The following is a 21,230-nucleotide window of genomic DNA, read 5'->3' on the forward strand; positions in this document are numbered from 1 at the left end:
CCCGTCATGGGCGCCGGGGGTAGCCGCGAACAACGGCGCCTGCCCCGAGCTCATGTCCAACTCTTCGCGCGGGGCGTCGGCCTTCGTCGAAACGGTAAATCACATCTTCTCCGGGCGAAGCCCCGGCGCCCCGCCCAGCCCTTCCGCCGCCCGGTCACCCCGAGGCGGGTAAAGCTGTTCCTTCTCCCCTTGTGGGAGAAGGTGGCCCGTCAGGGCCGGATGAGGGGTCTCTCCGAGGTTGGATGAAGGCCGCGCTTAGACCGCCGCGCGACCCCTCATCCGTCAGCCTTCGGCTGCCACCTTCTCCCACAAGGGGAGAAGGGCTCAGGCCGCGTCGGGTCGGGAGGTCCCGAAGGGCCGACGATCGCGGCCTGCTCGACTGCGCTCAAGTCGCGAGGGTCCGCGACCCGAGCATAGCGCCCTCAGATATGTATGGCGTGGCCCAGCGCGCGCAGGGACGCCTCGTGGAAGGCTTCGCCCATGGTCGGGTGGACGTGGATGGTTCCGGCCACGTCCTCCAGCACCGCGCCCATCTCCAGCATCTGGGCGAAGCTGTTGGACAGCTCCGACACATGCTGGCCGACGGCCTGGACGCCCAGCAGGCGGTGGTCCGTCTTCGAGGCGATGACGCGGACGAAGCCGCCGTCCTCGCCCGCCTCGATGGCCAGGGCGCGGCCGATGGCGGCGAAGGGGAAGACGGCCTGGATCACGTCGTCGCGGCCCTTGACGTCGTCGGGGCCTAGGCCCGCCGAGACGATCTCCGGCTCGGTGAAGCAGACGGCGGCGATGGTGGTCGGATCGAAGACGCGATCGTGCCCGGCGATGATCTCGGCCACGACTTCGCCTTGGGCCGAGCCCTTGTGCGCCAGCATGGGCTCGCCGGTCAGGTCGCCGATGGCCCAGACGTTCTTCATGCTGGTGGCGCAGCGCTCGTCGATCTTCACGAACGGGCCGTTCATGGCCACGCCCATGTTTTCGAGGCCCCAGCCTTTCGTCCGCGCGCGGCGGCCGACGGTGACCAGCACCTTGTCGGCGTCCAGCTGCATCGGGGCGCCGTCCTTGTCGGTGACGTTCAGCTTGCCGTCGCCGAAGCCCCCGGCGCGGGCGCCGAGCAGCAGCTGGACCCCGTGCTTCTCCAGCCATCTGGCGACGGGGTCGGTCAGGGCCTTGTCGTAGAGCGGCAGGATGCGCTCGGCCATCTCGACGATAGCCACTTCGGCGCCCAGCTTGCGGAAGGCGATGCCCAGCTCCAGGCCGATGTAGCCGCCGCCGACGACGACCAGCTTCTTGGGCACTTCCGGCAGGCTCAGGGCCTCGGTGGACGAGATCACGTCGCCGCCGAAGGGCAGGAAGGGCAGTTCGACCGGCTCTGACCCCGTGGCCAGGATGACGTGTTCGGCGGTGATGCGGATGTCGCCGTCGTCGGTTTTCACGGTGCAGGTCTTGGCGTCGGTGAACTCGGCCCAGCCCTTGATGACATTGACCTTGGCCTTCTTCAGCAGGGCGGCGACGCCCGCGTTCAGCTTCTTGACCACCCCGTCCTTCCACTCGACCGTCTTCGACAGGTCGATGGCCGGGGTCGAGGCGGTGATGCCCAGCGTACCGTCGCCGGCGGCCTTGGCCACCGTCTCAAACTTGCCCGCCGCGTGGATGATGGCCTTGGACGGGATGCAGCCGACGTTCAGGCAGGTGCCGCCGAGACCGGGGGATGCGTCCACCAGCACGGTCTCCAGCCCCAGCTGGCCGCAACGGATCCCCGCCACATAGCCGCCGGTTCCGGCGCCGATGATCAGGACTTTGGTCTTGAGGGTCTGGGTCATCAGTTCATCCAGAGCGTGGCCGGGTTCTCCAGCAGGGTCTTGATCTTCTGCACGAAGACCGCCGCGTCATGGCCGTCGACGATGCGGTGATCGAAGCTGGAGGACAGGTTCATCATCTTGCGCACGACCATCTGGCCGCCCCGCACCACGACGCGCTCCTCGATCTTGTTCGGACCGACGATGGCGACTTCGGGGTGGTTGATGATGGGCGTGTGCACCACGCCGCCGAGCGTGCCCAGCGAGGTGATGGTGATGGTCGAGCCGGACAGTTCCTCGCGCTTGGCGCTGCCGTCCTTGGCGGCGCCCGAGACGCGGGCGATTTCTTCGGCCGTGTCGTAGGCGTCGCGCGCCTCGGCGTGGCGGACGACCGGGACCATCAGGCCGTTCGGCGTCTGGGCGGCGATGCCCAGGTGGACGGCGTTGTGCTGGGTCAGCACGCCGGCCTCGTCGTCATAGGTGGCGTTGATGTTCGGCTGGTCCTTCAGGGCCACGACGATGGCGCGGGCGATGAAGGGCAGGACGTTGAGCTTGGCGCGGCCTGTGCCCTTGTTCTGGGCGTTCAGGTGGGCGCGCAGCTCTTCCACCGCCGTCATGTCGATGTCCTCGACATAGGTGATGTGCGGGATGCGACGGACGCTCTCGGCCATCTTCTCCGCGATCTTGCGGCGCAGGCCGATGATGCGGACTTCGTTGGTTCCCTCGGCCCTGGCGTAGAGCGAACCGCCCGAAGCCGTAGCCGGGGCGAACGTGCCGCCGCGCGCGACGAAGGCGTCCAGATCGGCGTGCTCGATGCGGCCTGCGGGACCGCTGCCGGGCACGAAGACCAGATCGATCCCCAGATCACGCGCGCGGTTGCGCACGGCGGGGGAGGCCAGCGGGCGCTCGCCCGGCTGGCGGCCGGTCAGGGCCGGAACGGGCTTGGCGTCGGTCTTGGGCGCAGCAGCAGGCTTGGCGGCCGGTGCGGCGACAGGCGCCGGCGCGGCCTTCTCGGCCTTGGCGGCAGGCGCTGCAGCGGCGGCCGGAGCCTCGGCGACATTGCCCTTGCCCTCGACCTTGAAGCTGACCAGGGGGCCGCCGACGGCGATCTGCTGACCGGCTTCGCCGTGCAGGGCGACGACGACGCCGGAGACCGGGCTGGTCAGTTCGACCGTCGCCTTGTCGGTCATGACCTCGGCCAGGATCTGGTCTTCCTGAACCGCGTCGCCGACCTTGACGTGCCAGCCGACCAGTTCGGCCTCGGCCGTGCCTTCGCCAACGTCAGGCAGTTTGAAGACGTGGTTGGCCCCGGCGGCGGCGACCGGGGCAGGAGCGGCCTCGGCCTTGGGCGCTTCGACGGCGACCGGAGCAGGTTCGGGCGCGGCGGAGACCGGCGCAGGGGCCGGTTCATCGGCGGAGGCGTTGCCTTCGCCCTCGACCTCGAACTCGGCCAAAGGGCCGCGCACGGCCATCATCTGGCCGGGCTCACCGTGCAAGGCGGTGACGACGCCCGCGACCGGGCTGGTCAGTTCGACCGTGGCCTTGTCGGTCATGACGTCGGCGACGATCTGATCCTCGGCGACCGTATCGCCGACCTTGACGTGCCAGCCGACGAGCTCGGCCTCGGCGGTGCCTTCACCCACGTCGGGCAGCTTGAATACGTAACGACCCATCTTAGCGACCTCCCGTCATGACGGCTTTCAGCGCGTCGGCGACCCGCTGCGGTCCGGGGAAATATTCCCATTCAAAGGCGTGCGGATAGGGCGTGTCCCAGCCGGTCACGCGCGCCACCGGCGCCTCCAGGTGATAGAAGCAGCGCTCCTGCACCAGCGCGCTCAGTTCGCCGCCGAAGCCCGAGGTTTTCGGCGCCTCGTGCACGATGACGCAGCGGCCGGTCTTCTTGACCGAGGCCTCGATGGCTTCGATGTCCAGCGGAACCAGGGTGCGAAGGTCGATGACCTCGGCGTCCACGCCCGCGTGCTCGGCGCCCGCCAGCGCGACCCAGACCATGGTGCCATAGGCCAGGATGGTGACGTCGGAGCCTTCCTTCATCACGCGGGCCTTGCCGATCGGCTCGACGTATTTGCCGGTCGGAACCTGGGCCAGTTCCTGCGCCTTCCACGGGCTGACCGGCTTTTCGTGCCAGCCGTCGAAGGGGCCGTTGTAGAGGCGCTTGGGCTCGAAGAAGATGACCGGATCGTCGTCCTCGATCGCCGCGAGCAACAGGCCCTTGGCGTCATAGGGGTTGGACGGGATCACCACCTTCAGACCGGCGATGTGGGTGAACAAGCTTTCCGGCGACTGGCTGTGCGTCTGGCCGCCGAAAATGCCGCCGCCATAGGGGCTGCGGATCACCATCGAGGAGGTGAACTGGCCACCCGAGCGATAACGCATCTTGGCCGCTTCGGAGACGATCTGGTCGTAGGCCGGATAGATGTAGTCGGCGAACTGGATCTCGACGACCGGGCGCAGGCCATAGGCGGCCATGCCGATGGCGGTGCCGACGATGCCGGTTTCCGAGATCGGGGCGTCGAAGCTGCGGTTCAGGCCGTGCTTCTTCTGCAGATGGTCGGTGACGCGGAAGACGCCGCCGAAATAGCCCGCGTCCTCGCCGTAGGAAACGACAGTCGGGTCTTCGGCCATCTTGACGTCCAGGGCCGAGTTCAGGGCCTGGATCATGTTCATCGGCGCAATGGCGGGAGCGTCCGGGGCGACCGACGCCGGGGCGTCCTTCTGGTCGACCATGTCGGCTTCAATCTTGTCGTTGATCTCGGCCATCACTCAGACTCCTACTTCGCGGCGCTGTTCGACCAGACGCCAGTCCTCGGTCGCATAGACCTCCTCGAACATGGTCTTCACGCTGGGGCGCGATTGGCCCAGCGTGCCGACGGCCTCGGATTCCTTGGCGGCGGCGCGGACCTTTTCGACCGTTTCTTTTTCGGCCTCTTCCTGCTGTTCGTCGGACCATTCGCCGATAGCGATCAGGTGCTGTTTCAGGCGGGCGATCGGATCGCCCAGCGGCCACTTCTCATGCTCGTCGCCGGGGCGGTAGCGGCTGGGGTCGTCCGAGGTCGAGTGCGGGGCGCCGCGATAGGTGAACAGCTCGATGATCGTCGCGCCCTGATTGGTGCGAGCGCGCTCCTCGGCCCACTGGGTCGCGGCCCAGACGGCCAGGAAGTCGTTGCCGTCGACGCGCAGGGCGGGCAGGCCATAGCCGATGCCCTTGGACGCGAAGGTGGTCTCAAGCCCGCCGGCGATGCCCTGGAAGGACGAGATGGCCCACTGGTTGTTGACGATGTTCAGGATGACCGGCGCGCGATAGACGGCGGCGAAGGTCAGGGCCGAGTGGAAGTCGCTCTCGGCGGTCGAACCGTCGCCGATCCAGGTGATGGCGATCTTGTCGTCGCCGCGGATGGCCGAGGCCATGCCCCAGCCCACGGCCTGAACATACTGGGTGCCCAGATTGCCCGAGATGGTGAAGAAGCCGTAGTCCTTGGCCGAGTACATGATCGGCAGCTGGCGGCCCTTGATGGGGTCTTCGGCGTTCGAATAGATCTGGTTCATCATGGTCGCGAGCGGATAGTCGCGCGCGATCAGAAGGCCCTGCTGGCGATAGGTAGGGAAGCCCATGTCCTCGCGGCTCAGGATCATCCCCTGCGCGACCGCGATGGCCTCTTCGCCGGTGCACTTCATATAGAAGCTGGTCTTGCCCTGACGGTGGGCGCGGTGCATCCGGTCGTCGAAGGCGCGCGTCAGGATCATGGCCTTCAGGCCGCGACGCATTGTCTCGGGGTCCAGCTTGGGGTTCCAGGGGCCGACGGCCTTGCCTTCATCGTCCAGCACGCGGATCAGGCGGAAGGCGAGATCGCGCATCTCGGCGGGCGCCGTGCTGACCTCCGGGCGGTCGACCGCGCCGGGCGCATCGAGCTTCAGGTGGCTGAAATCAGGCGTGTCGCCCGGCCGACCCGAAGGCTCCGGGACGCGCAGCGACAGCGTCGGGGTGTTCTTCATCAATGCCTCCCGTCCGGTTGAACCGGCCGCGTTTCCTTATGAAGCAGGGCATAGCATGTCGGCTCACTGTTAGCTCTCCCAAAAACACCCTTGCCAAATGCTGATTTGGGGTATTTTATTGCGCGGAAAGCTAATTCGGAGAAAGCCTTTGGCCGACGAACTCGACCCCATCGACGCACGCATCCTCGACATCCTTCAACAGGACGCAGGCCTGTCCGTCGCCGAGGTCGCCGATCGCGTCGGCCTGTCGGCCTCGCCGTGCTGGCGCCGGATCAAGAGACTGGAGGACTCTGGCCTGATACGCAAGCGTGTCACGCTCTTGGACGCCGGACTTCTGGGCCTGGACTTCGAAGTCTACGCCATCGTCAAGCTGAGCCTGCCGACGCGCGACAACCTGCAGATCTTCGAACAGGCCGTCGAAGGCTGGCCCGAAGTCGTGCAGTGCGCCACCATCACCGGCCGCGAGGACTATGTCCTGCGCATCATCACCACCGACATGCACGCCTTCGATCAATTCCTGCGCGACAAGCTGCTGACGCTGGGAATCGTCTCCAATTGCGAGAGCCACATCGTCACTCGCGGGGTCAAGAACGTCACCACCCTGCCGCTGGGCATCATCACGCCGCACGTCAGCTGAGAGGCGTCGCCTTTCGGTCAGGCGGAACCTCCATTTCACGCGGTTCGTTGGCCTGAGGTGAAAAGCGGAGGTTTCCGACATGCTGAAATGGGCGCTTATCTTCGCCGTCATCGCCCTGGTCGCCGGTCTGCTGGGTTTCGGCGGGATCGCGGGCGCGGCGGCGGGCATCGCCAAATTCCTGGCCATCCTGGCGCTGATCGTCTTCGTGGTCTTCCTGATCCTGGGCGTGACCGTGGCCAAGAAGGTCACCTGAGGGTTTCGAACGCCACCGCGTGAACCTTGTCCCGCCCTAGAAGCGCGGCCAGGGGCGGGGTTGGGAACAATCCCGCGATCGCCGGATCGCGCACATCCAGGCCGCCGGTGAAGGCGCCGAAGGCGGGCATGATCAGCCGCCGTCCGTCGGTGACGAAACAGGGGCGGCGCACGCCTCGTCCATAGGCGGCGACGCGAGCGGCGGGATGCAGGTGGCCCGCCACCTCGCCCGGCGCGGGGTCGGGCTGCGGCTCGTGGATCAGGAACAGGCCGCCCAGCGCCAGGGTCTCGACCACCCGGCCGGGCAGGCGCCTGAAGGGATTGGCCAGCGCGCCGGCCAGGGCGTCCAGGTCGTGATTGCCCTCCAGCCAGATCCAGTCGCGACCCGCGGCCAGCCTCTCCAGCCGCGTCAGCTGGGCGCCGTCCATGCGCGACACAGCCTTTGAATCATGGAAGCTGTCGCCCAACAGGACGACCGCGCGCGGGTCCAGCGCGTCGATCTCGGCCTCCAGCCGGGCCAAGGTGGCGGGGCTGTCATAGGGCGGCAGCATCTGCCCGCGCGCCGCGAAGGCCGAGCCCTTCTCCAGATGCAGGTCCGAGGCGATCAGGGCCTGACGCCCCGGCAGCCACAGGGCTCCGGAGCAGCGCAGCACGCAGGCTTCGCCGTTGACCGTCAGCTTCAGCCCGCCGCACGGATGACGATAGGGCGACAGGATTTCCCGCAAGGCGTCGTTCATCGCCCTTCTCCCCGTGGGGGAGAAGGTGGCTCGCGCAGCGAGACGGATGAGGGGGCGGCCGGCCTCAACCTCATCGTCTGACGTTCAGCTCGCTGAAGCAGCCCCCTCATCCGAGCGGCTCCGCCGCCCACCTTCTCCCCCAAGGGGAGAAGGACGCGTCTTATCTTCACGCCGCCCCCTTCAGCGCTTCGGGCGCGTCTTCCATGACCTCGGCGATCAGGGCCTCGGCGGTCTCGTCCAGGATCATTTCCGCCGCGTCTCCCCCGACCCGTTCACGCCCGATCTGCACCAGCACCGGCACGCAGAAGGGTGAGGGCCGGTCTAGCGCCTTGTGCACGATCCGGCCGTGGATGCGGCTCAGCAACTGGCCCAGCCGCGCCACGTCCAGCAGGCCCGTCGCCGCATCGGTCCGCGCCGTCCTCAGCAGCAGGTGATCGGGCTGATGGCGCCGCAGCACGTCGTAGATCAGGTCGGTCGAAAACGTCACCTGCCGCCCGGTCTTCTCCGCTCCCGGCTGGCGCTGCTCGATCAGGCCGGAAATCAAGGCGCAGTTGCGGAAGGACCGTTTCATCATGAAGCTTTCCTCCAGCCAGGCCTCCAGATCGTCGCCCAGCATGTCCGGCTCGAACAGGGCGTCCAGATCGAGGTCGTCCATCGGTCGGATCGACCAGATGGCCAGCGAATAGTCGGTGACCACAAAGCCCAGCGGCCCGACGCCTATCCGGTCCAGTCGCCGCGTCAGCAGCATGGCCAGGGTCGTGTGCGCCAGCCGCCCCTCGAACGGATAGGCGACCAGGAAATGCCGCGTGCCCCTCGGAAAGGTCTCGATCAGCAGGGTTTGCGCTTCGGGGATAGCGCTGCGCAACGCTTGAAGCTCCAGCCACTCCTGCACGTCGGGCGGCAGGACGCGCCAGTGGTCGCGGTCCTGCACCATGCGCCGCACCCGCTCGGCCAGAGAGGTGCCCAGCGGGAATTTCGAGCCGCCGTAAGAGGGGATCTTCGGGTCTTTATCCACGGCAGGCGAGACGAGGGCGTCCGTCTTGACGATCCCCTGAAAGGCCCAGACCTGACCGGCGAAGACGAAGGTGTCGCCGGGCGTCATCTGCTCGAAATACCATTCCTCGGCCTCGCCGATCTTGCGCCCCGCGACCAGATGCTTGCCGCCCGCGCGCCGCCCCGCGACCCGCACGTTCAGATTGGCGGCCGACACGATGGCGCCGACGTTCATCCGGTGCCGTTGGGCCATCTGGGCGTTGCGGACGGTCCATTTGCCGTCGCGGGTGCGCACGATGCGGGCGAAGCGATCATAGGTCCGCAGCGCATAGCCGCCGACAGCGACCAGATCGACCACCTCCTCGAACGCCTCATAGGTCAGGCCGCGATAGGGGCCGGCCGTCGTCACCTCGGCGAACAGGTCGGGCAGGTCGAAGGCCTCCGAACAGGCGCAGCCCATGACGTGCTGGGCCAGCGTATCCAGCGTGCCCGTATGTTCCGGCTCCCAGTCGAAGGCGTTCTCGGCTACGGCCTCGCGCGCGGCCTGACACTCCAGCATCTCGAAGCGGCTAGCGGGGACCATCAGGGCGCGCGACGGCTCGTCCAGCCGGTGGTTGGCGCGGCCGATGCGCTGGACCAGACGGCTGGCCCCCTTCGGCGCGGCCAGTTGGATCACCAGATCGACGTCGCCCCAGTCGATGCCCAGGTCCAGCGTCGAGGTACAGACCACGGCCTTGAGGTCGCCGCGCGCCATCGCCGCCTCGACCTTGCGCCTCTGCTCGGCGGCCAGGGAGCCGTGGTGAAGTGCGATCGGCAGGTCGTCCTCATTGATCGCCCACAACGACTGGAACACGAACTCGGCCTGCCAGCGGGTGTTGACGAAGATCAGGCTGAGGCCTGCCTGCTTGATGGCGTCGTAGACCTCGGGGATGGCGTGGACGCCGGTGTGCCCGGCCCAGGGCACGCGGCCTTCCGAGACCAGCACGTCCACCACCGGCGACGCGCCCGGATCGCCGAGGACGATGCATATTCCTTCTCCCCCTGTGGGAGAAGGTGGGCCCGAAGGGCTCGGATGAGGGGTTCTTCTGTCGTCGGACGGGATGATTTCGGGAATGTCGCGAGACCCCTCATCCGTCAGGCTCCGCCTGCCACCTTCTCCCACAAGGGGAGAAGGAGAAAGCCAGTCGGCGATCTTGCCCGGATCGTCCACCGTCGCGCTCAGGGCCACCCGCCGCATCGTCGGCGCGAACGTCTGCAACCGCGCCAGCCCCAGCGCCAGCAGGTCGCCGCGCTTGCCGCTCCAGATGGCGTGGACCTCGTCCAGCACCACGCACTTCAGGTCGGCGAAATAATCCCTCGCCCCCTCCCAGGCGCAGAACAGGGCCAACTGCTCGGGCGTGGTCAGCAGGATGTCGGGCGGGAAGTCGCGCTGGCGCTGCTTCTTGGACTGTTTAGTGTCGCCGGTGCGGCTCTCGACGTGGATGTTGAGCCCGATCTCGCGGATCGGCGTCATCAGGTTGCGCTCGACGTCGGTGGTCAAGGCCTTCAGCGGCGACAGATAGAGGGTGTGGACGCCCGACCCTGGTCCGGTCTGCGGCCTCGGCCCCCGTTCGGCCAGATCGATCAAGCTGGGCAGGAAGCCCGCCAGAGTCTTGCCTCCGCCCGTCGGCGCCACCAGCAGGGCGTGCTTTCCGGCCTGCGCCGCCGCCACCATTTCCAGCTGATGCCGACGCGGCGACCAGCCCCGACCGGCGAACCAGTCGGCGAACAGCGGCGGAAGCGTTGCAGTGATCGGCGGCGTCACGACAGGCCTATAGCATGTTCCCGTTCCGTTTCGTCACCTCTGGCGCTATCTAGCGAGGGTGACTGTCGAATCCGCCGAGATCAGCACCGCGTCGTCGCTGACGTTCGACCTGCCGCCCGCGCTGGCCACGCCGCCGGGGGCCGGGGCCGTGTGCGACGATCAGGGCGCGCGCAAGATCGGGCGGGGCGCCGCCGAGGGCCTGTTCACCGGCGGCGACGTGATCGTCGCCCACGCTGGGCTGACGGCGCGACGGCTGGGTCTGGCGCCGCCGCCGCGCTCGGCCGAGATGCTGGATGCGCTGGAGTTGTTCGCCTTCGTGCGCCCGGCCCGGTTCTGCGCTCCGTCGGCCACGGGACTGGCGCTGGCGCTCGGGCGCGAGGAGCCGAGGGGGGCCGAGGCCCAGGCCGCCGCCCTGCGCGCCGCCGCCGCCGACCTGCTGGCCGAGCTGGCCGCGCCTGCCTATCCGGGGCGGGAGGAGGCCTATACGCTGGCCTTGACGCTGGAGCGGGCGGGCTGGGGCTGGGCGTCGCGCGTGCTTCAGGCCCTGCGCGCCGGGCCGTTGCGCGACCGCCAGCAGCGCGGCTCGGGCCTCGACGTCTGGGCGCGGCTGCAGGAATGGGAAGACGAGGCGCCGCGCGGCGAGGCCGGGTCGGCCCCCGTCGATTCCGAGAGCGCCCGCATCCGCCTGGACAAGCTGCTTCAGGCCTCGGGTCTGGACGAGACGCGGCCTGCCCAGTCCGACTATGCGGCGGAGGCCGCCTACGCCTTTTCGCCGCGCAACGAAGAGGGTCGCCCGCGCGTCCTGCTGGCCGAGGCCGGGACCGGCACGGGCAAGACCCTGGGCTATCTGGCGCCCGCCAGCCTGTGGGCCGAGCGCAACGCAGGCGCAGCGTGGATCTCGACCTACACCCGCGCCCTGCAACGCCAGATCGACCGCGAAAGCCGCGCCCTGTGGCCCGACGAGGCCGAGCGTCGCCGCAAGACGGTGGTGCGCAAGGGGCGCGAGAACTACCTCTGCCTACTGAACCTTCAGGACATGGTGCAGGCGGCGCAGCTGGGGAACGGCGACCTGATCGGCATGGGCCTGGCCGCGCGCTGGGCCGCCCACACCCGCGACGGCGACATGACGGGGGGCGACTATCCCGGCTGGCTGCCCGGCCTCTATGCGACCGCGCCCATGCATCAGGCGGGACCGGCCAATCTGGTCGACCGGCGCGGCGAGTGCGTCCACGCCGCCTGCCCCCACTATCGCCTGTGCTTCGTTGAAAAGACCATCCGCGCCAGCCGCCGGGCCGATCTGGTGGTGGCCAATCATGCGCTGGTGATGACGCAGGCCGCCTTCGACGGCGCCCGCACCGCGCGCGGCCTGAAGCAGGACGGCGAGACGGCGGCGCTGAAGCGCATCGTCTTCGACGAGGGCCACCACCTGTTCGACGCCGCCGACAGCGCCTTCTCCGCCTGCCTGTCGGGGCAGGAGGCGGCCGAACTGCGTCGCTGGATCAGAGGGCCCGAGGGGCGCGGCCGTCGCGGGCGCGGGCTGGAACAGCGTCTGGGCGACCTGACCGCCGACAACGAAGCCGCCTCCAAGGCCCTGAAGGACGCGCTCCAGGCCGCCGCCCAACTGCCCGGCGAAGGCGTGTCTGGCCGCATCGCCCCGGCCTCGGGCGAGGTGAACCCGATCGGGCCGATCGAGCGATTTCTGGTCGCGGCGCTGGAGCAACTGCGCGCCCGCGCGGCCGAGACCGGCGGCGCCGAGTTCGGTCTGGAATGCGCCCTGCGCCCCGTCGCCGAGCCGGTGCTGGAGGCCGCCCGCGAAGCGGCCCGCGCCATCGCCGCCGTCGAGGCGCCCTTGCTGGCCCTGTCGCGCCACCTCGAAGACATTCTGGACGAGGAGGCGGCCGAGCTGGACGGCGCCGCCCGCGCCCGCATCGAGGGCTCGCTGCGCGGGCTGGACCGGCGCGCGCGCATGACCCTGCCCGGCTGGCGCTCCATGCTGGCGGCGCTGGAGGAGGGGGGCGACGAACCCGACCCCGATTTCGTCGACTGGCTTTCGGCGGAAGCCGCTTTCGGCCGCATCCATGACGTGGCCCTGCGTCGTCACTGGATCGATCCGACCGTGCCGCTGGAGGCGGCGGTGGTCATGCGCTCGCACGGGGTGCTGGTGACCAGCGCCACCCTGACCGATCCGGCGGCGGAAGACCCCTTCGACCTCGCCCGGATGCGCACCGGGGCCGCGCGCCTGATCGAACCGGCGCGGACGCTGAAGGTCGACAGCCCGTTCGACTATGCCACCAACAGCCGGGTCATCGTCGTCAATGATCTGGTCAAGGACGACCCGCGCCAGATCGCCTCGGCCATGCGCGAACTGTTTCTGGCGGCGGGCGGCGGCGGACTGGGCCTGTTCACCGCCATCCGGCGGCTGAAAGCGGTCTATGAGCGACTGGGGCCGGAACTGGCGCGGGCGGGCCTGCCGCTCTACGCCCAGCACGTCGATCCGCTGGAGGTCGGGGCGCTGGTCGACGTCTTCAGGGCCGAGCGCGACAGCTGCCTGCTGGGCACCGATGCGGTCAGGGACGGGGTGGACGTGCCGGGGCGGTCCTTGCGCGTTCTGGCCTTCGACCGGGTGCCGTGGCCGCGTCCGGACCTGCTGCACAAGGCGCGACGCGAGCGGTTCGGCACGGGCTCGGGCGGGCGTTCGTGGGACGACGCCCTGGCGCGCGGGCGGATCGCTCAGGCGTTCGGCCGTCTGATCCGCCGCGCAGACGATCGGGGCGTCTTCGTCATGCTGGACGCCGCCTGCCCGACGCGCCTGTTCGCCGCCTTGCCGCCGGGGACGGAGGTGCTGCGCCTGGGCCTGGCCGAGACGGTGGAGTTGACCAAGGGGTTCCTGGCGGAATCGGGCTGAAGCCTCCGCTCCCTCTTCTTTCGTCATCCTCCGGCAAGCCGCGCAGCGGCGCTGACCGGGGGAGCCAGCGGCGCCGAAGGCGATCTTTGCTGCGCGCGCTGCGCGCGGGTTTTCGCCCTCCAGGCGCCGCTAGGTCCCCCGGTCTCCCTCGCTTTCGCGAGGGTCGCCGGAGGATGACGAAAGAAAAGGGGCCTGTGCATGATCGCCCTGTCGGTTATTCAAAGCGCTGCGCTTCAAACTGACCCAAGGCCCATGTCCAAGACCACCCCCGCTACTGTCGCCCTGACCAGGGCCGGCGTCGCTTTCGAGCTGCATCCCTACGATTACGACCCCGATGCGCCGCGCGTGGGTCTGCAGGCGGCCGAGGCCCTGGGCTGGGCGCCCGAGCAGGTGTTCAAGACGCTGATGACCTTGGTGGACGCCAAACCCGTCTGCGTCGTCGTGCCGTCCGACTGCGAGGTCAGCATGAAGAAGCTGGCCGCCGCCGCAGGGGGCAAGTCGGCCCAGATGATGAAGCCCGCCGACGCCGAGCGCCTGACCGGCTTCAAGGTCGGCGGCGTCAGTCCCTTCGGCCAGCGGAAGGCCGTCCCGACCTTCATCGACGAGACGGCGATCCTGTTCGACCGGGTGCTGATCAACGGCGGCCAGCGCGGCCTGCTGCTGGAGTTGGCGCCGGACGAGGCGGCGCGCGCCTGCACGGCGACGTGGGCGGACCTGACGGCCTGACCGGTCTAGCTCTCGAACGTCACGACCACGCTGTCGGCGGAACGCTCGGCCTCGCCGTGGAACACCGCCTCGATGTTGTTGCCGTCCGGGTCGAGCAGGAAGGCGGCGTAGTAGCCGGGGTGATAGGGCCGCTCGCCCGGCGCGCCGTTGTCGGTTCCGCCCGCCGCCAGCCCCGCCTTGTGGAAGGCTTCGACCATGGCGCGGTCCTTCGCCTGGAAGGCCAGGTGGCAGCGGCCCGTCGGCCGACCCGCCGCCGCGATGCTGTCGACCGCCGAGACGAACAGTTCGTCGGCCCAGAAGAAGCGTTCGGCTTCGCCGCCGATGGGCACGCCCAGGGCCTCCAGCACCGCGCCGTAGAAGCGGCGGCTGGCCTCCAGGTCCGGCGTCACCAGTTGCAGATGGTCGATCAGCCGGCCGCGATGAAGCTGCTGCGTCTCCATGGTCCTCGTCTCCTGTCAGATTGCGATTCGAACGGGCGGCAGCCTGGCCTGTTCCTGCTGACAGGACGTGTCAGCAGCCGCTCATCCTGCTAAAGCGCGCTCATGACCGACGCCGTCCCGCATCACAGCCGTAAGGGCTTGATCATCCCCTTCGCCATCGTCGCCGTGGGCCTGGTCCTGTGGACCGGCTGGTGGTTCTTCCTGACCCAGCAGATCGAGCGGCGCATGGAGGCCAAGATCGCCGGGCTGCAGGAGAGCGGCTGGACCATCCAGCATGCCGGGATCTCCACTACCGGCTGGCCGATGCACGCGCGGGTGACGATCAAGCACCTGGACGTCGTCGCCCCGTCCGGCCACGCGATCGCGGCGCCCGAGATGATCGCCCAGGCCAACGCCTACAATCCCACGCGCTGGGTGCTGGCGGCGCCGGACGGCCTGACCGTTACGCGCGGCGAGAAGGGCAAGACCGCCATCCGCGCCGAGGGCGTCCGCATGAGCGTGCACGGCCTGACGCAGCGCTGGCCCAATGTGGCGCTGGAGCTGGAGAGGCCGGTCTTCACCGCCCTGCCGGACGCCGAGCCCTTCCCGCTGAAGCAGGCGCGTCTGGTGCAGTTCTACATGCGGCCGCACCTGGTCGGCTCGGACACGCCGACCGATGATGTGGACGTGCTGTTCCGTCTGGTCGACGGCGAGGGCCGCCCGGACGGCCCGGTCGAAGGCTTCACCCAGTCGGGGATGCTGAACGCCCAGATCGAGGCGGTGATCGAAAAGGCCTCGGCCCTGCGCAAGGGCGCGGACGCCAAGGGGCTGCTGACCGCCTGGACGGCGGCGGGCGGCCGCTTCATCGACGTGAAGGGCCAGCTGCAGGCCGGCGAGAGCAAGGCCTTCGTCTCTAGCGACGCCCTGTCGGCGGACGGCCAGGGTCAGCTGGAAGGCGAGGTCTTCGTGCGCGCCGAGAAGCCGCTGGCGGCCATCGTGGGTCTGGCGGGCGCCCAGCAGGGCGGGGCGCTGGACCGCGCCGCCGCCGCCAAGGCCGCCGCCGCCACGCCGCAGGGCGGGACCGGCGACGACGGTCAGGGCGTGGAGCTGGCCATCCTGTTCCGCGGCGGCCGCACCTATCTGGGGCCGTTCGCCCTGGCGCCCGCGCCGCAGCTGTTCTGATGCTGATCGAGCCGCCCGCCGACGAAGCGCGCCTGTCGCTGGAGCGGGCCGTGGCCGAGGCCGTCCGCGCCCGGCTGGCGGCGGGGCCGCGCGGCTCGGTCGACGGCGACGCCATCGCACTGCGCGCGGTTCTGCAAGGCGCGAGCCTGTCGGAAAAAGCGGCGGTGCGCGCCGTGCTGGGACGGCTGGAGGCGGCCGACGGACGGCCGTTGATCGCCTGCGGATCGTTGTCGCAGATCCTGGCGTCTGACCGCTGGGGGCTGGCGGCGCGGCCGATGGCAGAGGCGGATCAGGCCCTGATCGCCGTGCGCGACGGGGCGGCGCAGAAAACGCGGGCCCTGATCGATCTGTCGGCGCGGCCGTGGTGGGGGCGGTTGCTGGCCCTGCCCATGCTGAAGGTCATCGCCGCCCTGCCGGATGACGCCGCCGGGGCGCCGCGCGCCCTGATGGTCTCGACCGAGGCGCCGGGACCGACCGGCGACGACCGCACCTTCTGGGTCACGGACAGCGGTTGGCCGGACGCTCGCATCGTCGAGGCCCTGGGCCAGGCGGGCCTGGCGGCTGAATTTCTGTCGGGCGGAGGCGGGTTGAAGCTGTTCGTCCTGACGGGCTATGTGCAGGCGGAAGACATCAGGCTTGACGGCGCGCCCGGCGGCCTGACCGGCGTCATCGGCGCCGCTCCCGTCTTCTGACAAATTGCGGCTTGTATACTTCGACTGGCAGGGGATGACGCGCGCATGACCGAAGCGAACCAGGCGCCGTCCGGCGGCGCGCCTCAACCCAAACGCGGCGTGCTGGACATCGCCCCCTATGTCGGCGGCAAGAGCGCCATCGCCGGGGTGGCCAAGCCCATCAAGCTGTCGTCCAACGAGAACGCGCTGGGCGCGGGCGAAAAGGCGCGCGAGGCCTTCGCCGCCGCCGTTGCCTCGATCCACCTCTACCCCGACGGTCGGGCCGACCGCCTTCGCGCGGCCGTGGCGGAGGCGCATGGACTGGAGCCGGAGCGGCTGATCTTCGGCAACGGCTCGGACGAGGTCTTCGCCCTGCTGAACCAGACTTATCTGGAGGCCGGCGACAACATCGTCACCAGCCAGTACGCCTTCGTCGCCTATCAGATTTCGGCCCGCGCCTGTCAGGCGCAGGTCAGGCTGGCGGCTGAGCCGGACTTCCGCGCCGACGTCGACGCCATGCTGGGCCTGGTCGATGAGCGGACCAAGCTGGTCTATCTGTCGAACCCGGCCAATCCGACGGGCAGCTTCGCCACGGGCGAGGAGATCCGCCGCCTGCACGCGGGCCTGCCGCCCCACGTCATCCTGGTGATTGACGAAGCCTACGCCGAGTTTGTCACCGAGCCGGACTGGGAAAGCGCCTTCGATCTGGCGCGCACGGCGCCCAACATCGTCGTCACCCGCACCTTCTCCAAGCTGCACGGCCTGGGCGGCCTGCGCGTCGGCTTCGGCTATGCGCCGCTGGCGGTGGAACAGGCCATCGACCGCATCCGCCTGCCGTTCAACGTCTCCCTGCCGGGGATCGAGGCGGCCATCGCGGCGTTGGGCGACGAAGCGCACCAGAAGGCCTCGCGCGATCTGGTGGCCGAGTGGCGGCCGCGCCTGATCCAGGCCGTCAAGGGCTTCAGCTTTGAGGTGTTCCCGGCCTCGGGCAACTTCATCCTGATCCGCTTCCCGGATGCGAAGCGCCCGGCCTCGGCGGCGCAGGACTATCTGCAGTCCAGGGGGATCATCGTGCGCGGCGTGGCCAGCTATGGCCTGCCGGACTGCCTGCGGGTGACGGTCGGGACCGAGGATCAGAACCGCGCCGTCATCGACGCGCTCAGCGAGTTCGCGGCGGGCTGACGCCTCAGTCGCCGCTGTTGAAGCGGACCACGCCGATCACGCCTGCGCGCCAGACATGGTCGTCCTCGATCAGGGGGCTGTCCTTGATGTCGCCCAGGCGCTGTTCGTAGTTGAAGAAGGCGCCGACGCCGTAGCGGTCGCCGATCGGCACGGCCAGCAAGGCCGCCGCGCCCGCCGCCGACAGGCCGCCCGAAGGCGTGAAGGCGGCGTAGTCGGTGTTGGCCGCCTCCTGGGCGGTGACGCCGTAATAGCGCTGGACCCGCTCGTCGCTGCCGCCGCGCATATAGGCCATGGTCTGCAACAGGCCGATGGGCGTCACGCGCTGGTGGCTGACCGAGCCGTAGTATTCCAGTCCGGCGTCGTCGCCCGTGGCGTCATGCTGGATGCGGCCGCCGACCACGATGTTCCCCGGCAGGCGCTTGAAGGCGTAGAGCGCCGCGTCGGCGCCCAGGTCCGGCCGGTCCATGCCGTCGATATCGCCCGCCGCGAAACGAGGGCGAAGCTGGACGCCCGCATGGAAGCCGTCGCGCTTGATGGCGTTCCAGCCCAGGCCGTCCAGGCCGTTGGCGTAGACGATGTCGCGATAGGAGGCCGAGCCCCAGGCGGTGAAGTTGAAGTCTTCGGCCTTGTCGCCCGACACGCTGAAGCCGCGCACGAAGCCGCCGCCGACATCGACCTTCCACGTCTGCGGCGCCTCGACCGGCTGGAACGGCTGCGACTGCGCCAGGGCGGCGGCGGGCAGGCCGGCGAAGGCGGCGGTCAGGAGCGCGAGGCGGAAGGCAGAGCGGAAAATCATGAGCGGGTCCCAGGTCAACAACTGATGATATAGGGGCCCGTCCTGCAAAGCCTAGGTTTGGGGCGGCAACAAGGCGATCGAGGCGCCTTCGATCCGGCTCTCCAACTGCTTCATGAACTCGGCGCGCTTCAGCCCGGCCGGAATAGGCGGCAGGAATTCGAAAACGACCGTGCCCGGATAACGTTTGAAGCCATGCGCCGGCCAGCGCACCCCCGAGTTGGTGGCGACCGGCCAGCAGGGCGCGTCTACGTCACGATAGATGGCGGCCACGCCCGGCTTGTAGTCCGCCGGCTCGCCGGGCGCCGTGCGGGTGCCTTCGGGGAAGATCAGGATCTGGCGGCCGTCGGCCAGACGGGCGCGGGTCTGGCGCACCATGTCCTTCAGCGCCTTGGCGTGGGCGGCGCGGTCGACGGCGATCATCTTCGTCTTCCAGGCGAACCAACCGAAGAAGGGCAGGGGCATCAGCTCCTTCTTCAGGACGAAGCACGGATCGTCCAGAAAGGCGAAGGGCGCGACCACGTCCAGCATCCCCTGATGCTTGGCGGCGATCAGCGCCGGACCGGAGGGGCGATGCTCCAGCCCGCGCACCTCGACCTTGATTCCCGCTATCCAGCGCAGGCCGAACAGGACGAAGCGCGCCCACAGCTTGATCACCCCCATGGCCGCCTTGTGCGGCATCAGCAACGCCGGCGACAGGACGACCGCGAACAGCGGCATCGACAGATACAGCCACAGGGTGAAGAGCAGGGATCGAACGGTCGTCATGCGGCGGCCTTGGCGAAGGGGGACGGGCGAAGCGTTAGGGAACGGCAGGCTGTGGAGCGGTCGTTTCGGCGGGCCGCTCGGGGTGGCGGCCGGTCAGGCGATGCATCCCTTCGCGGCCGAGAACTGCCAGGTATTTCATGTATTCCAGCGTCATGCGCCGGGCGGTCTCGGTGGCGCGCCACCAGGACGGCGTGTCCAGCGACGGCGTGGAGACGGCGTAGGGCGTCAGCCGCACGCCGGGCGCGGCCCCGCGAATCTCCATCAGGCTGCGCGGCATATGATAGTCGGAGGTCACGACGATCAGGTCGTCATAGCCCTTGGACCGCGCCCAGGCGGCGATCTCCTGGGCGTTGCCGACGGTGTTCTCGGCCTCGAAGCCCAGATCGACGCAGCAGTTGAACAGCTTCTTCGACCCCGGCGTCAGGGCGCGCAGCTCCTTGCGGCGAACCTCGCGGTTGACGCCCGAGATCAGCAGGCGGTCGCCCTTGCCCTGCTCCAGCAGGCGGACGGCGGCGTTGACCCGCTCGGCCGAGGGGCCGGTCAGGGAGACGATGGCGTCGGCCCGCGCCGGCTCGGGCGCAGGCGTCAGTCCTCGCACCCGTTCGGCGAAGACGAACAGGCCCGTCAGCCACATCAGCGCCACCACGGCGATCAGCGTCAGGAACTTCATGCCTAACTAACTAGCGACGCCCGCCCAGCTTCGCCAGCGCCGTCAGGCGTGCGGCCAGCACCGCGACCGCCCCCGCCAGCAGGGGACAGGCGGCCAGCGTCAGCAGGTCCGGCCAAGCCAGCGGCAGGGCCGGCGTCAACCCGCCCTCGCCGCCGATCAGACGCAGCGCGGCCAGCATCAGCGCCGCCAGTCCGGCGCCCGCCGCCCCCGCCCCGGCGGCCAGCAGGCCGAAACGCTTCTGGAACAGGGAGGCGACAGCGCCGTCCGAGGCGCCGTTCAGGCTCAAGGTCTCGATCACCGCCGCCTGGGCCGCCATGCCCGCGCGGGTGGCGTAGGCGATGGCCGCCGCCGTCGCCGCCGCGATCAGCAGGAAGGCCGCCCCCGCCAGGGCCGTGATCAGGCCCGCCGAACGCTCGACTTCGCCGCGCCACAGGCTGTGGTCGTCGACGGTGGCGTCCAGTCCGGCCTCGGCCAGGGCGCGGCTCAGGCTGGGCGCGCTGGCGGGCGCTTTCGGGTCCAGATGGACGATGACCAGATAGGGCAGGGGCAGGTCGGGCAGGGCCGCCTCGCCCACCCAGGGACGCAGCAGAGCCTCTGCGGCCTTGCGGTCCATCGCCTGGGCCTCCGCCACGCCGTCGACCCCGGCCAGGGTCTCGGCGGCGCGCGCGGCGGCGGCGGGGCCGGTTTCATCGACGCGCGGGCGCACCTGCACGGTCGCCTCGGCCCGCAGCTGACGCGCCCAGCCGTGCGCGGCCCGGTCGGCGGCCAGGGCGCCGACGGCGGCGATCGAAGCCAGGAAGCACAACACGGCGATGACCACGACCAGCCAGCGTTCGCCGCCCGCCTCGCGCGGCAGAAGTTCGGGTTGGGCGCTGCCGAAGCGGCCGATCATGTCTGATCCTCCGATGCGGTCGGGGCGACGGCGGGCGCGATCTGCTCCAGCCGCCCGCCTTCCAACCGCAGCACGGCGGCGCCGCTGCGCGCGGCCAGGGCCTCGTCGTGGCTGGCGATCAGGATCGTGGCGCCCAGCCTGTTCAGCGACTGGAACAGCCGCATCAGCTTCTCGCCCATCGGCCGGTCGACGCTGCCGGTCGGTTCGTCGGCCAGGATCAGGCGCGGCCGCGCCACCACGGCGCGGGCGATGGCCAGCCGCTGCTTCTCTCCGCCCGACAGCGTCGGCGGCAGGGCGTCCAGCCGCCCGCCCAGGCCGACCCAGCGCAGCATTTCCTGCACGTCGGCGGCGTACTCGGCCGGACGCTCGCCCGCCAGATGCAGCGGGAGGGCCGCATTGTCGAAGGCCGACAGATGATCCAGCAGGCGGAAGTCCTGGAAGATGACGCCCATGCGACGGCGAAGCGCCGGAACCTCGCGTCGGGGCAACTGGGTCACGTCCTGGCCGAACAGGCTGATTCGCCCCGCCTGCGGTCGGGCGGCCAGCGTCAGCAGCCGCAACAGCGAGGACTTGCCCGCGCCCGAGGGTCCGGTAAGGAAGTGGAAAGAGCCGTTTGGCAGAGTAAGGTTAACGTCCCGCAGCACGGCGGGCCTGCCCGCATAGCCGAAGCCCACGCCCCTGAGGCGGACGGCGTCAGGCGCGGAATCAGGGTCGGCGGCGCGGCGGATCGGATCGGGCATCGAGTTTCGTATTGGACCGGGGCGTTGCGCCGCGACAGGAGGGGGCGATAAG

General features: G+C 69.6%; 19 protein-coding genes. 7 read left to right on the forward strand and 12 right to left on the reverse strand.

What is annotated here, in order from left to right; translation table 11 throughout:
- Positions 1-422: 422 nt before the first annotated feature.
- The 4 genes from lpdA to ACWIDZ_RS08530 are packed head-to-tail and all read right to left on the reverse strand — an operon-like array spanning position 423 to position 5,807.
- Positions 423-1,820, reverse strand: coding sequence for a dihydrolipoyl dehydrogenase (gene lpdA, locus ACWIDZ_RS08515; protein ID WP_453987909.1), 1,398 nt, complete (start codon positions 1,818-1,820; stop codon positions 423-425).
- Entirely contained in the window at positions 1,820-3,469 is a 1,650-nt protein-coding gene (locus ACWIDZ_RS08520) for a 2-oxo acid dehydrogenase subunit E2 (protein WP_453987908.1), read from the reverse strand. Before ACWIDZ_RS08520 ends, lpdA begins: the two co-directional genes overlap by 1 nt.
- Position 3,470: 1 nt before the next feature.
- Positions 3,471-4,574, reverse strand: coding sequence for an alpha-ketoacid dehydrogenase subunit beta (locus ACWIDZ_RS08525; RefSeq protein ID WP_338577063.1), 1,104 nt, complete (start codon positions 4,572-4,574; stop codon positions 3,471-3,473).
- Positions 4,575-4,577: 3 nt separating this feature from the next.
- A complete protein-coding gene (locus ACWIDZ_RS08530) occupies positions 4,578-5,807 on the reverse strand; it encodes a thiamine pyrophosphate-dependent enzyme (protein ID WP_453987907.1) in 1,230 nt (409 codons plus the stop codon).
- Positions 5,808-5,955: 148 nt separating this feature from the next.
- Between ACWIDZ_RS08530 and ACWIDZ_RS08535 the strand changes: the two genes are divergently transcribed.
- On the forward strand, positions 5,956-6,444 hold the full coding sequence (locus ACWIDZ_RS08535; RefSeq protein WP_291782849.1) for an Lrp/AsnC family transcriptional regulator: 489 nt from the start codon (positions 5,956-5,958) through the stop codon (positions 6,442-6,444).
- 79 nt (positions 6,445-6,523) lie between these two features.
- Entirely contained in the window at positions 6,524-6,697 is a 174-nt protein-coding gene (locus tag ACWIDZ_RS08540) for a DUF1328 domain-containing protein (RefSeq protein ID WP_346485004.1), read from the forward strand.
- Here ACWIDZ_RS08540 and pdeM read toward each other — a convergent pair.
- Complete coding sequence (gene pdeM, locus ACWIDZ_RS08545) at positions 6,690-7,433, reverse strand: ligase-associated DNA damage response endonuclease PdeM (RefSeq protein WP_453987906.1); 744 nt, start codon at positions 7,431-7,433, stop codon at positions 6,690-6,692. The two genes, ACWIDZ_RS08540 and pdeM, sit on opposite strands and share 8 nt — an antisense overlap.
- 166 nt (positions 7,434-7,599) lie before the next feature.
- Positions 7,600-10,230: a ligase-associated DNA damage response DEXH box helicase gene (locus ACWIDZ_RS08550; RefSeq protein ID WP_453987905.1), complete on the reverse strand. Its 2,631-nt coding sequence runs from the start codon at positions 10,228-10,230 to the stop codon at positions 7,600-7,602.
- Positions 10,231-10,288: 58 nt separating this feature from the next.
- Here ACWIDZ_RS08550 and ACWIDZ_RS08555 point away from each other — a divergent pair, with 58 nt between their 5' ends.
- Together ACWIDZ_RS08555 and ybaK are read left to right on the forward strand one after the other, a co-directional pair.
- Positions 10,289-13,135, forward strand: coding sequence for an ATP-dependent DNA helicase (locus ACWIDZ_RS08555; protein WP_453987904.1), 2,847 nt, complete (start codon positions 10,289-10,291; stop codon positions 13,133-13,135).
- A 252-nt stretch (positions 13,136-13,387) separates the two neighbouring features.
- Positions 13,388-13,861: a Cys-tRNA(Pro) deacylase gene (gene ybaK, locus ACWIDZ_RS08560; RefSeq protein WP_453987903.1), complete on the forward strand. Its 474-nt coding sequence runs from the start codon at positions 13,388-13,390 to the stop codon at positions 13,859-13,861.
- 5 nt (positions 13,862-13,866) lie between these two features.
- Here the strand turns inward: ybaK and ACWIDZ_RS08565 are convergent, their stop codons facing one another.
- Positions 13,867-14,301 (reverse strand): VOC family protein, encoded by a 435-nt coding sequence (locus ACWIDZ_RS08565; protein ID WP_453987902.1) that lies wholly within the window; start codon positions 14,299-14,301, stop codon positions 13,867-13,869.
- Between the two features lie 102 nt (positions 14,302-14,403).
- On the opposite strand from ACWIDZ_RS08565, the gene ACWIDZ_RS08570 reads away from it, so the two are divergent.
- From ACWIDZ_RS08570 to hisC, 3 genes are read left to right on the forward strand one after another with little or no spacing between them, the layout of a single operon-like run.
- A complete protein-coding gene (locus ACWIDZ_RS08570) occupies positions 14,404-15,462 on the forward strand; it encodes a DUF2125 domain-containing protein (protein ID WP_453987901.1) in 1,059 nt (352 codons plus the stop codon).
- Positions 15,462-16,154, forward strand: a complete 693-nt coding sequence (locus tag ACWIDZ_RS08575) for a hypothetical protein (RefSeq protein WP_453987900.1) — start codon at positions 15,462-15,464, stop codon at positions 16,152-16,154. Before ACWIDZ_RS08570 ends, ACWIDZ_RS08575 begins: the two co-directional genes overlap by 1 nt.
- Positions 16,155-16,199: 45 nt before the next feature.
- Positions 16,200-17,315: a histidinol-phosphate transaminase gene (gene hisC, locus ACWIDZ_RS08580; RefSeq protein ID WP_453987899.1), complete on the forward strand. Its 1,116-nt coding sequence runs from the start codon at positions 16,200-16,202 to the stop codon at positions 17,313-17,315.
- Positions 17,316-17,319: 4 nt separating this feature from the next.
- Here the strand turns inward: hisC and ACWIDZ_RS08585 are convergent, their stop codons facing one another.
- The 5 genes from ACWIDZ_RS08585 to ACWIDZ_RS08605 are packed head-to-tail and all read right to left on the reverse strand — an operon-like array spanning position 17,320 to position 21,178.
- On the reverse strand, positions 17,320-18,111 hold the full coding sequence (locus ACWIDZ_RS08585) for a MipA/OmpV family protein (RefSeq protein WP_346519820.1): 792 nt from the start codon (positions 18,109-18,111) through the stop codon (positions 17,320-17,322).
- Positions 18,112-18,162: 51 nt separating this feature from the next.
- The gene (locus ACWIDZ_RS08590) at positions 18,163-18,876 is read right to left on the reverse strand and encodes a lysophospholipid acyltransferase family protein (protein WP_453987898.1); all 714 of its coding nucleotides are present in this window, start codon (positions 18,874-18,876) and stop codon (positions 18,163-18,165) included.
- A 34-nt stretch (positions 18,877-18,910) separates the two neighbouring features.
- Positions 18,911-19,546, reverse strand: coding sequence for a YdcF family protein (locus ACWIDZ_RS08595; protein WP_346519824.1), 636 nt, complete (start codon positions 19,544-19,546; stop codon positions 18,911-18,913).
- A gap of 10 nt (positions 19,547-19,556) precedes the next feature.
- A complete protein-coding gene (locus tag ACWIDZ_RS08600; protein ID WP_452111085.1) occupies positions 19,557-20,438 on the reverse strand; it encodes a cell division protein FtsX in 882 nt (293 codons plus the stop codon).
- Positions 20,435-21,178, reverse strand: coding sequence for a cell division ATP-binding protein FtsE (locus ACWIDZ_RS08605; RefSeq protein WP_452111084.1), 744 nt, complete (start codon positions 21,176-21,178; stop codon positions 20,435-20,437). The genes ACWIDZ_RS08600 and ACWIDZ_RS08605 overlap by 4 nt, the downstream gene beginning before the upstream one ends.
- Positions 21,179-21,230: the final 52 nt, after the last annotated feature.

It is taken from the genome of Brevundimonas sp. NPDC055311 (genome assembly GCF_053645695.1).